The sequence below is a fragment of the Immundisolibacter sp. genome (genome assembly GCF_050250495.1).
Classification (GTDB): Bacteria; Pseudomonadota; Gammaproteobacteria; order Immundisolibacterales; family Immundisolibacteraceae; genus Immundisolibacter.
The window spans coordinates 1-15,616 of record NZ_JBFWOM010000024.1 but is presented as its reverse complement, the minus strand read 5'-3'; the positions used below and the strand labels follow the sequence as shown (position 1 = coordinate 15,616).

Sequence of the window (15,616 nt, the reverse complement as noted above, 5' to 3'; positions counted from 1 at the left end):
CCACAATAGCGACGCGGTCCTGTAGACAAGAAACTTAGGGAGGAGACCCATGCGCGTGTTGCCGAATTGGGGTGTCGCGGCCTTGACGATGATCCTGTCGCTGTCCTGCGGCGCCCCGCGCGCGGCCGGGCCGACGCAGGCGGACCTGGAGGCAGATGCCGCTACGCCGCAAGACGTGGTCACGTACGGTCTTGGCCTGAACGTGAACCGCTTCAGCCCGCTCACGCAGATCAACACCCGGACCGTCGGCAAGCTCGCCCCCGTCTGGACGGCCGACCTCGACGACGACCGTGGCCAGGAGGCGCAGCCCCTGGTGCACGACGGCGTGCTGTACGCCATCACCCACAAGAGCACGTTCGCGTTCGACGCCCGCACCGGCAAGCCGCTGTGGCGGCACGATCTCGCCTACGAAAAGCGCATGTTCCGCGCCGTGTGCTGCGGCCCGGTGGCGCGCGGCATGGTGCTGTACGAGGGCAAGCTCATCCGCCAGACGCTCGACAACCGCGTGCTGGCGCTCGACATGAAGACCGGCAAGGAACTGTGGACCGTGCAGGCCGCCGACTGGCAGGACGGCTACACCATGACCGGCGCGCCGCTGCTGGCAAACGGCGTGGTGGTGGTGGGCGTGGCTGGCGGCGACATGGGCGTGCGCGGCTTTCTGGACGGCTACGACGCCGCCAGCGGCAAGAAGCTATGGCGCTTCTGGACCACCGCCGGGCCGGACGATCCCGCCGGCAAGACCTGGCAGGGCGACGCGTACCTGCACGGCGGCGGCGCCACCTGGCTGCCGGGTTCGTACGACCCGAAGCTTGACCTCGTCTACTGGGGCATCGGCAACCCCGGTCCGTGGAACGCCACCGTGCGCCCCGGCGACAACCTGTACACGGACAGCGTGGTGGCGCTGCGCCCAACAACCGGTGAACTCGTCTGGCACTACCAGTACACGCCGAACGACACCTTCGACTACGACGGCGTGAACGAGCTGATCCAGGCCGATCTCGCCATCGACGGCCGGCAGCGGCAGGTGATCCTGAACGCCAACCGCAACGGCTTTTTCTACGTGCTGGACCGCGCCACGGGCGAGCTGCTGCGGGCAAACCAGTTCATCGACAACCTGAACTGGGCGACCGGGCTCGACCCGAAATCCGGCCGGCCGATCCTGTCCGACGTGGCCCACGCCGTGCTGGCCGGCGAGGAGCAGGTGATCTGGCCGTCCAACATCGGCGGCAAGAACTGGGGGCCGGCGTCGTTCAACCCGCGCACCGGTCTCGTGTACCTGAACGGCTTCGAGCTGTCCATGAACTACAAGCTGATGAACGCCTCCTGGCGGCGCGGCATGATGTACGTGGCGGCCGATTTCTCGTTCCGCCTGCCGGAGGGCGGCCCGCCGCTCGGCTATCTGCGCGCCATCGACCCGCTCAGCGGCAAGCGCGTGTGGGAAGTGCCCTACGACCCGCCACCGAACGGCGGCACGCTCAGCACTGCCGGCGATCTCGTGTTCACCGGCCTCATGACGGGCGAGCTTGTGGCGCACCACGCGCGTGACGGCAAGAAGCTGTGGAGCCACAAGACCGGCTCCGGCATCATCGGCCCGCCCATCACCTACGAACTCGACGGCCAGCAGCACGTGGCCGTGATGAGCGGCATCGGCGGCCTGCTGGCGCTGTACCTGCCGCATCCGGAACTGGCCAAGGTGCCGCGCGGCGGCAGCCTTACGGTGTTCCGCCTGCCGGCGGCGGGGGCGAACTGATGCGTCCTGTCGCAATGACGGCGCTGCTGTGCCTTGCAACGCTCGCGGCGCAGGCCGCACCGGACCCGGCGCGGGTGGAGCTCGGCGGCCAGCTTTACGTGCAGATGTGCCGGCAGTGCCACGGCCCGGAGCTGCGCAGCCCGGGCGTGGGCTCGTTCGACCTGCGGCAGTTTCCGCCTGGTGACGTCCAGCGCTTTCACGAGTCAGTGATGCACGGCAAGAACGCCATGCCGGCGCACGACGACATCCTCACCGACGAGGACATCGACGCGCTGTTCGCCTACGTGGTCGCCACGCAGCAGGCGCAGAAACCATGAGGCTGTTATTGCGCGGTGTGGCGTTGGCAGCGGCTGTAGTGGCAGGGCCGGCCTTCGGCATGGGGCAAGGGCTCAAGGTGTGTCTTGAGAGCGGCCCGCCGCCGCTGTCGTCCGACACGCACGAGGGCATCGACCTCATCGCCACGCGCCTGGTGGCGGACTGGCTCGGCCGCCCGCTCGACATCGTCTGGTACCGGGTGGAAGACGACGCCGACGCCTCGCCGGCGGCGCAGGTGAACGGGTTGCTGTCGGCCGGCGTGTGCCAGCTCGCGGGCGGCTTTCCGCTGGTGAGCGACGCGCTGCGCGCGCCGTCGGACGTGCCGTGGCCGGTGGAACTGCCGGACGGTGAGCGCCGCTTCGTGAAGCTCGGCACGCTGATGCACGCCAAGCCGTACCGGGCCGTGGACTACCGGCTGATTCTCGGCAAGTCGGCGGCAAAGACGGCCGTCGCGAGTCTGGACGAGGTCAAGGGTTGGCGGCTGCTCGCCGAGCAGAACAGCCTCGCCGACAACCTGCTGCTGGCCCACGGCGGCGGCGTGCTGCGCGCCGACGTGATCCACGTGCCGATGGCGCAGGCCGGCGTGCTGGCGGCGCTCGCCAGGGGCGACGGCGACGCGGCGCTGGTGGAAGGCCCGCAGTTCGACGCCTGGCGCGCGGCGCACCCGGACGGCGCGCTGCGCGACAGCGGCTACCGGCACGCGCTGCGTGTGAACGTGGGCTTTGTGGCACTCGACGTGCAGCGCGGACTGGTGGAGCTGTTCGACGGGGCGATTGCGGACCTGCTGGAAAGCGGCGACCTCGAAGCCGCCTTCGCGAAGCAGGGTTATGCGTTGCAAAAGCCGATGGAGCCGGTGGTGCTGCCGCCGCTCACGCAGCGCCTGCTGGGACAGCCCGAGTAACGGCCGCGATTCAGGCCAAACACTCGGCCGCCGACACGCAACGCACGCCAATGGCCGCCATGTCCGCAATGTTGGCCTGCGCCACGGCGTCGGTCTGCGCCGAGCAGGCGTCGGTGACTACGGTGACGGCGTAATCCAAGCACACCGCGTCCAGCACCGTGGCGCGGATGCAGTTCGGGTATTGCGTGCCGGCGATCACCAGTTCCTGCACGCCGAGCCGCCGCAGCGTGAGATCGAGCGCCGTGCCCATGAAGGCGCTGAAGCGCGGCTTGACCAGCACCGGCTCGCCTGGCAGCGGCGCGAGTTCCGGCACGATCTGCGCCCCTACCGAGCCCGGCAGCAGGTATTGCGGCCCGCGCAGAAAGCGCTCACGTCTGAACAGCTCCACGTCGCTGCCGTCGGCGCGATAGGCGCGCGTGATGTGCAGCACCGGCAGGCGCCCGGCGCGAAACGCGTCGAGCAGGCGGCGAACGGTCGGCACCGTGGCGAGCGCACCCGCCACCGTCACCGGCCCGCCGGGCAGCACGAAGTCGTTCTGCATGTCGATGATCAGCAGCGCGCGCATGGCGGTGCCCGTCACAGCCCGTCTGGCAGCGCGGCGAGCTCGCCGCGCGCGCACTCGAAGGCGTGCGCCAGCGCCAGCAGCCGCCCGTCGCTGAACGCCGGGCCGATGAAGCTCACGCCGACCGGCATGCCGTCGTCGGTGTAGCCGGCCGGCACGGTTACGGCCGGGTAGCCGGCCTTGCCGGTCAGCCTGGCGGCGGCGCCGCCGGGCGTGAGCAGCGCGTCCAGCCCGTACCGCCGGCACACGGCGTCGATGCCAAGTTCGCGCGAGAGCGCGATGTCGCGCCGCCGATCGGCGTGATACGCCGCGGCATCGAGGCCGTCGGTGCGCGCTGCGGACTCGGCGAGCGCCTGGCCGTAGGGCAGGCACTCGCCGGCGTGCGCTGCGTTGAAGGCGATGATGTCGGCGAGTGTGCGGACTGGCGCTGCCTCGCCCTGCCCGGCGAGAAACATTTCGAGCCCGGCCTTGAACTCGCGCGCGAACACGCTGGAGCGCAGGCGCGCCACCTCGTGCGCGGTCGGCACGTCGGCCGGGTCGACGACGATGGCGCCCGCCGCGCGCAGCGTGGCGATGGCCTGCTCGGTGACGGCCTCGGCCGCCTCGTGACCCGCGCGGCCGAAGTACACCTGCCGTGGCACGCCGATGCGCGCGCCGTGTAGCGCGTGCGGGTCGAGATGGCGCGTGTAGTCGGGGTCGACCTGCGGCCCCGCGGCGAGCGTCAGCGTGTCGTCGAGATCGACGCCGGCGAGCGCGGTCAGCAGCACGGCCGCGTCCGCCACGCTGCGCGCGAGCGGCCCCGCGGTGTCCTGGCTGATGGCGAGCGGCACCACGCCCGCGCGGCTGACCAGACCCACCGTCGGCTTCACGCCCACCACGCCGGACTGGCTGGCCGGGGTCTGGATGGAGTTCTGCGTCTCGCTGCCGATGGCCGCCACGCACAAGCCCGCCGCCACCGCGCAGGCCGGGCCGACGCTGGAGCCACCGCCGCGGTCGTAGCGCCCGCCGTGCGGATGGCGCACCACGCCGCCGGCCGAACTGAACTCGGACGGCATCACGTCCGACAGGTAATCGGCAAACTCGGTCATGTTGCACTTGCCGAGGATCACCGCGCCCGCGGCGCGCAGCCGGCGCACGAGACCCGCGTCGTGGCGCGGGCGCAAGGTCGCCAGCGCGAGGGAACCGGCCGTGCAGGCCATGCCGTCGCCGGTGCCGATGTTGTCCTTCAGCAGCACCGGCAGGCCGTGCAACGGGCCGCGCACGCGGCCTGCCGCGCGTTCGGCGTCGAACTGCGCGGCGATGGCGAGCGCCTGCGGGTCGAGTTCACGCACGGCGTTCAGCGCCGGCCCCGCGTGGTTCAGCGCCGCGATGCGGTCGAGGAAATGCTGCGTGAGGCCGGCCGCCGTGAGCCGGCCATCGGCCATCGCCCGCGCCAGCTCGGCGATGCTGTGCGTGTGCCACATGGGCCCGGCTTCAGCGGAACGCCGGCATCACGCGCCGGGCGAACAGCTCCTGGTTGCGATACGCCTGGTGCGGGGCGATGCCGCCGTAGTGGGATACGATCGAGAACTCGTCGAACTGCCAGCGGCCGTGCAGGTCGGTGAGGCGCCGCACCACCTGCTCGGGCGTGCCCACATACACCATGTCCTGCTCGATGATGTCGTCGTAGCTCAGGCGCTTCATGCCTTGCAGGGCGTCGCTGGCGTAGAAGCCGTAGCCGGCCTGCTTCATCGGCTCCTGCAGCGCGGGGTCGAGCAGCGAGTCGTGCGGGCGCACGTTGTAGGCGTAGAAGTTCAGGATCGCGTCGCGCGCCTCGCGGTGGGCGGTGGCCTCGTCGTCCGCCAGGAATACCGCCCGCACGTAGCCGACGTGCGGCGTGGTGCCGTGCTCGGTACATGCCTGCCGGTAGGTGCTGAAACCGTCCGCGAACACCTCGATCGGTGCCGGCCCGCCCGAGCAGATGCGCCAGCCGTGGCGCGCGGCGATGCGAAACGCCTGCCCGCTGGTGCCGGTCATGTAGATGGGCGGGTAGGGTTTTTGCAGCGGCTGCGGCACCACCTGCACGTCGCGCACCTTCGTGAACTGGCCGTCGAAGGAAAACCGCTCGCCCGACCAGGCCAGACGCAGCAGTTCGAGTGCCTCCTCGTAGCGCCCGCGGCTCTCGGCGAAGGGAATGCCGGACGGCGGGTACAGCCACGCATGCCCGCGCCCGACACCGACTTCGAGCCGACCGCCGGTGAGGATGTCGGCCTGCGCGATCTCGCCGGCCAGGATCAGCGGGTTGTGCAGCGGCAGCGTGTGGCACAGCGTGCGCAGGCGTATCTGCTGCGTGCGCTGGGCCACTGCCGTGAACAGCGCGAGCGGGTTGGCGGAAATGCCGAAGGTCGGGAAGAAGTGGTGCTCGATCAGGCTGTAGACGTCGTAGCCCAGCGTGTCGGCGTGTTCGATGAGGCGGAACACTTCCCAGGTGAGCTCCGGGTGGGCCTTGTTGGGCGCGGACTGCATCTCGCAGTACACGCCAAAACGCAGTGCGGGCATGGGTGACCTCGGTTTGGCAATCACTCGAATCGTCTAAGCGGCCGCCCGCCCCAGGCTTCCTCGAACGGCGTGGCAAGACGAATGTCGAGCCACACGTTCTGGAAGTACCAGCGCCCGTCGAGCTGCCGGAAATCGGCCTGGTAGGTGCCGCCGACCCACACCGATTCCGGCGCGTCGGCCGTCGGGCCTGGCAGGGTGGCGAGCTCCCACAGGTACCAGCTGCCGGTGGCGCTGTGCCCGTCGGCGGCGAGTTCGATCAGCGGCGAGATCATGTAGTGCAGCGACCACAGGATGCCGGTGCGCCCGGTTACGGCGAGCCCGTCCGCGATCGCCGCGCGGCCGCGGAACGGGCCGAAGCCCTTGGCGCCCCAGGTGGCGTCCGGCGCGAACAGCGGCGCCAGGATGGCGGGGTCGTTGTTGCGGTCGGCGCCGCGCGCGTAGGTGGCGATGAGGTCGCGGATGGCTTCCAGCGATTCCAGCCGCGCCACACGGCGGGCAAGGTCGTGATCGGCGCCCACGTCAGGCCGGCCGGTTCGGGATGGCGTAGAGATCACCCAGGTAGTGCGCGGCGCCGCCGTGCTCGGCGATGAAGCGCTCTTCCTCGAAGCTGTACGGCACGCGCGGGTCGCCACGGTACAGCTCGATGTGCGGGGCGACCTCCGCCAGTGACAGCGTCAGATACAGCAGCCGCTGCTCGGGCGGCGGCAGGCTCTCGAGGTCCAGCGTGTTGAGGTGGCCGATGATGCCGTCCACCTCGCCGATCAGCGCGTCGTAGAAAACCTTGAGATCGATTCCGCTGCTGGCGCGCCGGGCGGCCTCGCGCTCGTTCTGCGTTGCGAGCGCCCAGCGCTGCGCCCACGGTTCGAGGTGGCGGTAGGCGGCGGGCAGGAGTGTGGTGCTCATGGTCTGTCCTCCTCAGCCGCGCACGTACTCGTCCACCACCTGGTAATGGTGGCGCAGCAGCACTTCCTGATCCTGCAGGTGCATCACCTTCTTGGCGCCGGACTTCAGCGCCGCGTGCGTGGCTTCCATGGTGGCGGTGTCCTCGAGCCAGGCGTTGCGTTGCAGCACCTGACCGTATTCCTGGCTGAAGCGCTCGCCGGCATTCTGCGGCGGGCGGAAATACTGGATGCCCTCCCACAGCGTCTTGTCCACCGAAAGCGGGTGGAACTGATGCGTGAAGTAGAGCCCGTCCATGATGTGGACCAGGAAGTTCGGGAACAGCACCGACAGTTCAAACGCGAAATTCGGGCTGCGGGTCGGGTTCACCTTGGGCGGCAGCGCCACGCGCTCGCCGCGCTTGGCAATGGACGTGGTGCCGAGCCTGTGCGCCAGCGCCGCCACCGGGCTCGGCGTCGGCCCCTTGTCGTCCATGTACACGGCGCTGGTGCGGTGGGGGCCGAACAGCTGCACGTCGTACAGCCTGGCCGAGAAGCCCTCCGGGAACGAGCCCGCGTGGATGGTGGTGACGTGGTAGGCCTCGGAGAACGCGTCCTGGGCGATCTTCCAGTTGCAGTCGAGCACCGTGCGGTAGGCGTAGACGGCGGTCATCTCGCCGTACGGAAAGCCGGACAGCCGCGCCGCCGCCTCGCCGAGATACTCGGCCAGACCCTGCGCCGGGTGCGGGTCGAGATGCGCGAAGATGAAGCCTTCCCACACGTCCACTGCCACCGGGGCGAGGCCGTTGTCGGCTTTGCAGAAGCTGTCGAAGAACTCGTCTTCCTGCGGCACGTGGACCAGTTCGCCGTTCAGGTTGTAGGTCCAGCCATGGAAGTGGCAGAAAAAGCGCCGGTCACGGCCGTGGCCGTCCTGGGCCCAGATGACGCGGTTGCCGCGGTGCGAGCAGGTGTTGTGAAAGCCGCGGATCGCGCCGTCCTCGCCGCGCACGAGGATGATCGACGTGTCCCAGATCGGCAGCGGTTTCAGCTTCCATGAGCCCGGCGTCGGCAGTTCCTCGACGCGCGCGAGCTTGAGCCAGGTGCGCTTGAAGAGCTTTTCCTTCTCGCGCCGGAAATAGTCCTCGGACAGCAGCGCCTCGACCGGCACCGGGTCCGTGCCGAGCTGCGGGAACTGCTGCGCCCAGCGGGACGTGGCGGGTTTGTTCATGCCGGCCTCCTCGTCGGTGGACTTGGGTGACGCCCGTCCGCACTTTAGCGCGCTTTGGCCGGCCCGCAAGCCGCCTGCGCACGGCCGGTGTCAGCCGCCCGGCAGGCGCACCGTCACCCGCGCGCCCGCCAGGCGCGGCGAGTCGTCGATCTCGATACGCCCGCCGTAGGCGACGGCGATGTCGCGCACCACGGCAAGACCGATGCCCTGACCCGCCACGCGCCGATCGGCGCGCGCGCCACGCTCAAGCACCGCCTCGCGCAGGGGCGGCGGCACGCCCGGGCCGTCGTCGTCCACGCTCAGGACCAGGCCGCGTGCGCCATCACCCGGCTGCACCGCCAGCCACACGCGGTGCTGGCACCACTTGTAGGCGTTGTCGAGCAGGCAGCCGAGCAGCTCGTACAGGTCGCCTTCGTCACCGGCGAACAGGCCGGCGTCGGGGTCGTCCAGTTCCGCCGCCACGCCCTTGTCGGCGTAGACCTTGTCGAGGCTGCCCATGATGCGCCGGGCGACCTGCGCCACCGGCACGGCGACTGACAGCGTACTGCGACCGGAGGCGGCCGCGCGCCGCGCCTGGTAGGCCAGCGAGGCGTCGATGCTGTCGATGGCGTCCGCCAACTGGCGCTGTTGGTCGGGGGCGGCGTCGGTGGCGGCGTTGCGCAGCACCGCGAGCGGCGTCTTGATGCTGTGCGCGAGATCGGCAAGCGCGTTGCGCTGGCGCAGCAACTGCGCGCGCTCGTGCCGCAGCAGCGCGTTCAGGCCGTCCGTGAGTGGCGTCAGCTCGTCGGGATAGGCGCCGGTCAGCGCGTCGCGCTCGCCGCGCTCGATGCCCCGCAGATCCTGGGCGACCCGCCGCAGCGGACCCAGGCCCCAGCGCAGGATCAGCATCTGCGTCAGCAGCAGCAGCGCGGCGGCGCCGCCGAGCCACAGCATGAGCGTGGTCTCGAACTGGCCGATCTCGGCTTCGAGTTCGTCGAGGCGCGCGGCGACCGAGAACGTGAACTGTTGCGTCGAGCCGCCCTGCACCTCCCAGCCGACACCCAGGCTGTAAGCCAGCAACATCTCGCCATCCACGCCGACGCGGGTCCACGATTCGCGTCCTGGCGTGAGACCGCGCACCAGCGGCAGGTCGAGTCCAGCCGCCGAGGGCGAACGCCACAGCACCTTGCCGTCGGCGGCGCTGGCCTCCGCATAGCGGCCGGAACCCAGCACTTCGAGCCGGCTCTCGGGCAGGTCGTCCGGCAGTTCCAGCCGGCCGCGGCGCAGTTCCGCCGCCGACAGCAGGGCGTAGATGTCGGCCTTGAGGCGGGCGCGCAGGGCGCCTTCGGCGCTGTCGCGGTAGGCGCGGTCGAGCGCCACAGCGGTCGCGCCCAGAAACACCGCCAGCACCAGCAGCGACGACAGCAGCAGGCGGCGGCGGATGGAGCCCATTCAGGCGCGCCGCAGCGCCAGCCGGTAGCCGCGCCCGCGCAGGGTCTCGATGGGGTTGAGCTGCTCGTCAGGGTCGATCTTCTGCCGCAGGCGGCGGATGAACACTTCGAGCACGTTGCTGTCGCGGCTGGCATCGTCCGGGTACAGGTGCTCGGTGAGCTCGGTCTTGGACACCACCTCGCCGGCGTGCAGCATCAGGTACTCCAGCACCTGGTACTCGTAGGCGGTGAGGTCGAGCTCCACCTCGTCGAGCGAGGCGCGCTTCTCGCGCGTGTCTAGCTTCAGCGGCGGGCAGGCGATGACGGAGTCGGCCCAGCCCGCCGTGCGGCGGATCAGCGCCCGCAGGCGGGCGATCAGCTCCGCCATCTCGAAGGGTTTGACCAGATAGTCGTCGGCGCCGGCGTCGAGGCCGGCCACCTTGTCCTGCCAGGCGTCGCGGGCGGTGAGGATGAGGATCGGATACCGGCAGCCGCGGTCGCGCAGGCGGCGAATCACTGCCATGCCGTCGCGCCGCGGCAGGCCAAGGTCGATGACGGCCACGTCGTACGGGTATTCGAGCCCGTAATACTCGGCCTCCATGCCGTCGCCGGCGCTGTCGACCACGAAGCCGGCTGCGCCGAGACCCGCCATCAGCTGCCCGCGCAGCGCGGCCTCGTCTTCTACCACCAGGGCGCGCATGGCCAGTCGTGGGGATCAGTCGTCGTCGCGCGGATCGACGTAGCGCTCGCGCACGTAGCCGTCCGGCGTCAGCACGCGCACGCGGTAGCCGCGATCGTCGTCCGGCTGCGAGGACAACACCCGACCGTGCTCGCCGCGGCGCACCGCCTCGGCGGCGCGGTGGGCGTCGCGGTCGTGCCCGTAGCGGCTGCCGTCGTAGCGATCGCGGTAGCGGTCCCGCTCGTAGCGGTAGTCGCGGTGGCCGTCGTGCCGGTCGCTGCCGTAGTGCTTGCCCCGGTGGTCGTCGCCACCCCAGCGGCGATCGTTTCCGTAATGACGACCCGGATTGTTGTCTCCGCCGTAACGACGGTCGTGATAGCCACGGTCGTCGGGCAGCGTGCCGAGCGGGCGGCGTTCGCCGCTGCGGTCGTAGCGCTGACGGTCACCGCCGCGGCTGCGGTCCTGGTCGTTATAGCCGCCCCGGCGGTCGTCCGAGTCGCCCATGGCCCGGTCGGCCAGCGGCGACCCGACCGGCAACAGCAGCAGGCCGAGCGCCAGGCAGATCAGCGAGAGAGGGCGTTTCATGGTGGGCTCCTGCGCCGGCGGGCGGGCGCTCAATAGTCCTCGTGCGGGTCCACGTCCACGCGCACGCGGATGACGTCGCCGGGCTCGTAGTCGGTGATCGTCTCGTGCTCCCGGCCGGCATAGACGTAGGTGACCCGGTAGCCGTCGATGCGCTGCTCGGTAGTGTACGTGGGCCGCACTTCGCACCGCTCGCGGCGGCTGTAATAGCCGTCGTCGGCGTAGCGGCGGCGGCTCAGGTCGCGCCCGATCGAGGCGCCAAGCACGGTGCCGGCGGCGGTGGCGATACCGTGATGATGGTGGCCGCCCAGCTCGTGCCCCAGCACGCCGCCCACGATGCCACCCAGGATGGTGCCGGTATGCGAGCGGTAAGCGGGCCGCTCGACGTACACGTCCTCGTCCCAGCACTCGCGGCGCGGCTCCTCCACGCGCACGGTGTGATACAGCGGCTCGACGTGCGTCACCCGCGCGTCCACGTAATAGCGATCGCGATCGCCGCGGTAGCCGGCGGCGGCGTCCGTGGCGCAGCCGGCTACCAGCGGCAGAAGCAGAACCAGGTGTGCCAATTTCATCGCTGTGCTCTCCGAGGGGCTGCCGCTCAGTCGTGGCGCGCGTAGTCCACCAGGAAGTGGATCAGCGCGCCGTCGTCGTGGTAGCCCATGCGGCCCCAGCCGCGGTCGTAGTAGTGATAGTCGTGGTAGTAGCGCGGCGGCGCGTAGTGGCGCGGCGCGTAGTACCCCCAGCCGCCGCCGTGCCCGTAGTGCCGGCCGTGGTGGCCCCAGTGATGACCCCGATGATGGCCGTGATGCCCACCATGATGACCACCGTGATGACGGTAGCGGTGGTGCCCATTCCAGCCGTGGCCGCTGTGGCGGTCGTGGTGGCCGTATCGGTCGCCATGCCCGTGGTCGCGATCGCGCGCCTGGGCGGGCGCGGCGATCAACAGCGCGCCGGCCAGCGCCGACATCGCAAACAGTTTTTTCAGTACCCTTCCGGTCGCCATGGCGGATTCCTCCAGGGCCATGCGCGGCGGGGACCATCCCCGCGGCGTGACGCCACTGTGCAGGCGCCTGCCTGAACACACGCTGAACACGCGCTCCTCTCGCACGAAGCCTTTTCACCATGCTCAAGCACCTGTTTCTGCTGCCGTTGATCGCGCTCGCCGCCTGCACCACGTCCCCCCTCGGGCGCAGCCAGTTGCAGTTGTTTTCGGACGCTGATCTGGCGCAGATGGGCCTCGCCGCCTACGCCGACATCCAGAAAAAGGAAGCGCGCGAGGGCAACCCCGCGGCCAATGCCTACGTGCGCTGCGTGGCGCAGGCGGTGACCGGCGCGTTGCCTGGCGGGCAGCAGGCCTGGGAGGTCACGCTGTTCCGGGACGACTCGGCCAACGCCTTCGCGCTGCCGGGCGGCAAGATCGGCGTCAACACCGGCCTGCTGCGCGTGGCCACCAACCAGGACCAGCTCGCCACGGTCATCGGCCACGAGGTGGCGCACGTACTGGCGCGCCATTCGGGCGAGCGCCTGTCGAACCAGGCGGTGGTCGAGACCGGGCTTCAGGCGGCGCAGGCCATCAGCGGCGCCACCACGCCCGCCAAGCAACAGTTGATGGGCTTGCTCGGCGTCGGCGCGCAGGTGGGCGTGCTGCTGCCGTTCTCGCGCGCGCAGGAGAGCGAGTCCGACCTGCTGGGCCTCGACCTGATGGCGCGGGCGGGTTTCGACCCGCGTCAGAGCGTGGCCCTGTGGCAGAACATGGAGCGCGCCAACAGCGGCGCGCCGCCGGCGTTCCTGTCCACGCATCCGTCGGCCGGGGGCCGCATCGAGGCGCTGAAAAATCGCCTGCCGCAGGCGCTGGAGCTTTACGAGCAGGCGCGCGCGCAGGGCCGCAAGCCCGCCTGCCGGGCGCCGTGAACGGCTGACCGAAGAACACCAATCAGGGAGGAGTGCGCGTGGACGCCGACATCATCATCGTGGGCGCCGGTTCCGCCGGCTGCGTGCTGGCGAATCGTCTGAGCGCGAGCGGCAAGCACCGCGTGCTGCTGCTGGAAGCCGGCAAGGACGACAACAGCCTCATCGTGCGCATGCCAAAGGGTTTCGGCAAGCTGCTGTTCGACCAGCACCACGTGCGCCGCTTCGACACCGAGCCCGAGCCCGGCAACGGCAACGAGCCGGAGTCCTGGCCGCGCGGGCGCATGCTGGGCGGCTCCAGCACCGTGAACGGCATGTTCTACACGCGCGGCCAGGCGCAGGACTTCGACGACTGGGCCGCTGCCGGCAACCCTGGCTGGGCGTGGTCGGACATCGGCCCGTGTTTCAAGGCCATGGAGGACCACGAACTCGGCGCCGACGCGGTGCGCGGCAGTGGCGGCCCGCTGCGCGTGAGCTGCCACCCGAATCCGCACCCGCTGTGCGATGCCGCCATCGCCGCCGGCGCGCGTCTTGGCCTGCCGGTGCGGGATGACTTAAACCGCCCCGAGCAGGAAGGCATCGGCTACGTGCAGTTCACCATCCGCAACGGCCGGCGCGAGGACGCCGCGGCGGCCTTTCTGCGCCCGGTGATGCACCGCCCGAACCTGCGCGTGGTGACTGGTTTTCTCGCCGGGCGGGTGCTGTTCGACGGCACGCGCGCGGTCGGCGTGGCGGGTACGCTCGATGGACAGCCGCAGGAATTCCGCGCCGCGCGCGAGGTGATCCTTGCCGGCGGCACGCTGCAATCACCGCAGTTGCTGCAACTGTCGGGCGTTGGCCCGGCCGAGCACCTGCGATCGCTCGGCATTTCCGTGGTCCACGACCTGCCGGGCGTCGGCCAGAACCTGCGCGAGCACCGCATGATGATGGTGCAGTTCCGCCTGCGCGGGACCAACAGCCTGAACCGCCAGTTCGGTGGCTGGCGCCTGGGCGCCAACGTGCTCCAGTACCTCGCCACGCGCCGGGGCCTGATGGCCACCGGCTCGCACGACGTGGTGGCCTTCGTGCGCACCCGCCCGGAGCTCACGCGTCCGGACGCGGAGCTCGTGATGGCGCCGTTCTCGCTCAAGCCCGGCAAGATGTCGATGGCCTTCGAGGCCGGGCACGGCATCCAGATCTTCGGCTACCAGCTGCGCCCGGAAAGCCAGGGCACGGTGATGATCCAAAGCGCCGACCCGGCCGTGCAGCCGCGCATCGAGTCGGCGTTCTTCACCGCCGACGAGGACCGCGCCATGAGCGGGCGCATCCTGCGCTACATCCGCAACCTCGCCGCGCAGGCGCCGCTGGCGGACCTGCTGGTCGGCGAGAGCAGTCCCGGCTCGGCGGTGCAAAGCGACGACGATGCGCTGGCATTTCACAGTGCATTCGGCGGCCCGGTGGCACACCCGGCCGGCACCTGCAAGATGGGCCACAACCCGCTGGCGGTGGTCGACGCGCGGCTGCGTGTGCACGGCGTGAGCGGCCTTCGGGTGATCGACTGCTCGATCATGCCGACGCTGGTGTCGGCGCATACCAATGCCGCGACCATGGCGCTCGCCTGGCGCGGCGCGCAGTTGGTCGAGGAGGATCTCGCCGCGGCCTGAGCGCCCGCTTGGCGATTCAGGGATTGTCAAGAAATGCACGTCCTGTGCATTTCTTGCGTCGCACGTCCGGTACACGCCCGGCCGTGCTCCCCCGCATCAAGCTGGCGTGCTTGATGCGGGTCCGGCCATCCCTGGCCGGTCTGAGCGCTTGAAAAATTCACACCCTCTCAGGCGATGCCGGTCAGGCGCTCGGTTTCCGCCCACAGGCGGTGGCGCACGTCGCGGTCGTTGGCCCGGGCAGAGGGTTTCGCTTCCTTGCAGCCGCTGAAGTAATGGCCGGTGACGTCCGCGAGCTCGGGCGCCATCGCCAGATGCAGTGAGGTGCGGGCGCCCTTGTCGGCCTTCGGCAGCAGCTTTTTCACGAAGCCCGGCATGCCGCCGAGGTTGGTATCGATCACGCCCGGGTGCAGGCAATTCACCGTGATATCCAGCGGCTGCCAACGCTCGGCAAGATCGAAGGTAGCCATCACGCAGGCGAGCTTGGACTGCCCGTAAGACGCAAACATCCTGTACTTGCGCGCGCTTTGCAGGTCGTCGAAATCGATCTTGCCCATGCTGTGCACGCGCGAGCTGACGTTGACGACGCGCGACGGCGCGCCCGCGGCGAGCGCCGGCTCCAGCAGGCGCGTCAGCAGGAACGGCGCGAGGTGATTGACGGCGAACTGCAACTCGAAACCGTCCGCCGAGAGCTGACGTGTTTCCAGCATCACGCCGGCGTTGTTGACCAGCACGTGAATGACCGGGTGCGCGGCAAGGAGTTCGGCGGCCAGGCGCCGCACCTCAGAGAGCGAGGCGAGATCCGCTTGCCATAACTCGACCGCGCGGTTGCCTGTGGCCGCGACGATCTCCTGCTGCGCCGCGGTGCCCCGCGCACGATCGCGGCACACCATGAGCACGGTGGCGCCGGCGGCTGCCAGGCCCTGCGCCGTCGCCTTGCCGATGCCGGAATTGGCGCCGGTGACCACGCACACCCGGCCGCGCATGTCCGTCATGCCCCTACCTCCTCTTGAGTAGTTCTCGGTACCTCATCCGGCCGCGCATGGAGGCGGTAGCCGAACCCCGATGCCCAAGCATCGCACAGCCTGTCTTGTCCCAAGGCCGACGTTACCCCCTGATTGAGTAGCGCGGAGGCTTAGAGTCCGACTGAGACCGAAGGAGGTCGGACGTGAAGAAGCGGTATAGCGAAGAGCAGATCATCGGGTTTCTGAAGGAAGCGGACAGCG

The 15,616-nt window shown here is 70.0% G+C and carries 17 protein-coding genes; 5 read left to right on the top strand and 12 right to left on the bottom strand.

The window, feature by feature from the left end; genetic code table 11:
* Positions 1-49: 49 nt before the first annotated feature.
* The 3 genes from AB7F93_RS12660 to AB7F93_RS12650 are packed head-to-tail and all read left to right on the top strand — an operon-like array spanning position 50 to position 2,966.
* Positions 50-1,750 (top strand): PQQ-dependent dehydrogenase, methanol/ethanol family, encoded by a 1,701-nt coding sequence (locus AB7F93_RS12660; RefSeq protein WP_428303275.1) that lies wholly within the window; start codon positions 50-52, stop codon positions 1,748-1,750.
* A complete protein-coding gene (locus AB7F93_RS12655; RefSeq protein WP_428303274.1) occupies positions 1,750-2,067 on the top strand; it encodes a c-type cytochrome in 318 nt (105 codons plus the stop codon). Before AB7F93_RS12660 ends, AB7F93_RS12655 begins: the two co-directional genes overlap by 1 nt.
* Entirely contained in the window at positions 2,064-2,966 is a 903-nt protein-coding gene (locus AB7F93_RS12650; RefSeq protein WP_428303273.1) for a hypothetical protein, read from the top strand. The genes AB7F93_RS12655 and AB7F93_RS12650 overlap by 4 nt, the downstream gene beginning before the upstream one ends.
* A 10-nt stretch (positions 2,967-2,976) precedes the next feature.
* Here the strand turns inward: AB7F93_RS12650 and AB7F93_RS12645 are convergent, their stop codons facing one another.
* From AB7F93_RS12645 to AB7F93_RS12595, 11 genes are all read right to left on the bottom strand, one after another.
* Positions 2,977-3,531 (bottom strand): cysteine hydrolase family protein, encoded by a 555-nt coding sequence (locus AB7F93_RS12645; protein ID WP_428303272.1) that lies wholly within the window; start codon positions 3,529-3,531, stop codon positions 2,977-2,979.
* A gap of 11 nt (positions 3,532-3,542) precedes the next feature.
* Entirely contained in the window at positions 3,543-4,991 is a 1,449-nt protein-coding gene (locus AB7F93_RS12640; RefSeq protein WP_428303271.1) for an amidase family protein, read from the bottom strand.
* 10 nt (positions 4,992-5,001) lie between these two features.
* A complete protein-coding gene (locus AB7F93_RS12635) occupies positions 5,002-6,066 on the bottom strand; it encodes an LLM class flavin-dependent oxidoreductase (RefSeq protein WP_428303270.1) in 1,065 nt (354 codons plus the stop codon).
* A 20-nt stretch (positions 6,067-6,086) separates the two neighbouring features.
* The gene (locus AB7F93_RS12630; RefSeq protein WP_428303269.1) at positions 6,087-6,584 is read right to left on the bottom strand and encodes a nuclear transport factor 2 family protein; all 498 of its coding nucleotides are present in this window, start codon (positions 6,582-6,584) and stop codon (positions 6,087-6,089) included.
* A 1-nt stretch (position 6,585) separates the two neighbouring features.
* Positions 6,586-6,969 (bottom strand): hypothetical protein, encoded by a 384-nt coding sequence (locus tag AB7F93_RS12625; protein ID WP_428303268.1) that lies wholly within the window; start codon positions 6,967-6,969, stop codon positions 6,586-6,588.
* A gap of 12 nt (positions 6,970-6,981) precedes the next feature.
* The gene (locus AB7F93_RS12620; RefSeq protein WP_428303267.1) at positions 6,982-8,172 is read right to left on the bottom strand and encodes an aromatic ring-hydroxylating oxygenase subunit alpha; all 1,191 of its coding nucleotides are present in this window, start codon (positions 8,170-8,172) and stop codon (positions 6,982-6,984) included.
* A gap of 90 nt (positions 8,173-8,262) precedes the next feature.
* A complete protein-coding gene (locus tag AB7F93_RS12615) occupies positions 8,263-9,603 on the bottom strand; it encodes an ATP-binding protein (protein ID WP_428303266.1) in 1,341 nt (446 codons plus the stop codon).
* Positions 9,604-10,281, bottom strand: a complete 678-nt coding sequence (locus AB7F93_RS12610) for a winged helix-turn-helix domain-containing protein (RefSeq protein ID WP_428303265.1) — start codon at positions 10,279-10,281, stop codon at positions 9,604-9,606.
* Between the two features lie 15 nt (positions 10,282-10,296).
* Entirely contained in the window at positions 10,297-10,845 is a 549-nt protein-coding gene (locus tag AB7F93_RS12605) for a PepSY domain-containing protein (protein ID WP_428303264.1), read from the bottom strand.
* A 29-nt stretch (positions 10,846-10,874) separates the two neighbouring features.
* A complete protein-coding gene (locus AB7F93_RS12600) occupies positions 10,875-11,414 on the bottom strand; it encodes a glycine zipper 2TM domain-containing protein (RefSeq protein WP_428303263.1) in 540 nt (179 codons plus the stop codon).
* A 26-nt stretch (positions 11,415-11,440) separates the two neighbouring features.
* Positions 11,441-11,845: a hypothetical protein gene (locus AB7F93_RS12595; RefSeq protein WP_428303262.1), complete on the bottom strand. Its 405-nt coding sequence runs from the start codon at positions 11,843-11,845 to the stop codon at positions 11,441-11,443.
* Between the two features lie 119 nt (positions 11,846-11,964).
* Between AB7F93_RS12595 and AB7F93_RS12590 the strand changes: the two genes are divergently transcribed.
* Both AB7F93_RS12590 and AB7F93_RS12585 read left to right on the top strand, forming a co-directional pair.
* Positions 11,965-12,753 carry a M48 family metallopeptidase gene (locus tag AB7F93_RS12590; protein ID WP_428303261.1) on the top strand — a complete coding sequence of 263 codons (789 nt, stop codon included), beginning with the start codon at positions 11,965-11,967 and terminating at the stop codon, positions 12,751-12,753.
* 32 nt (positions 12,754-12,785) lie between these two features.
* Positions 12,786-14,393 (top strand): GMC family oxidoreductase, encoded by a 1,608-nt coding sequence (locus tag AB7F93_RS12585; protein ID WP_428303260.1) that lies wholly within the window; start codon positions 12,786-12,788, stop codon positions 14,391-14,393.
* Positions 14,394-14,560: 167 nt separating this feature from the next.
* On the opposite strand, the gene AB7F93_RS12580 is transcribed toward AB7F93_RS12585, so the two are convergent.
* The gene (locus tag AB7F93_RS12580; protein ID WP_428303259.1) at positions 14,561-15,385 is read right to left on the bottom strand and encodes an SDR family oxidoreductase; all 825 of its coding nucleotides are present in this window, start codon (positions 15,383-15,385) and stop codon (positions 14,561-14,563) included.
* Positions 15,386-15,616 lie beyond the last annotated feature (231 nt).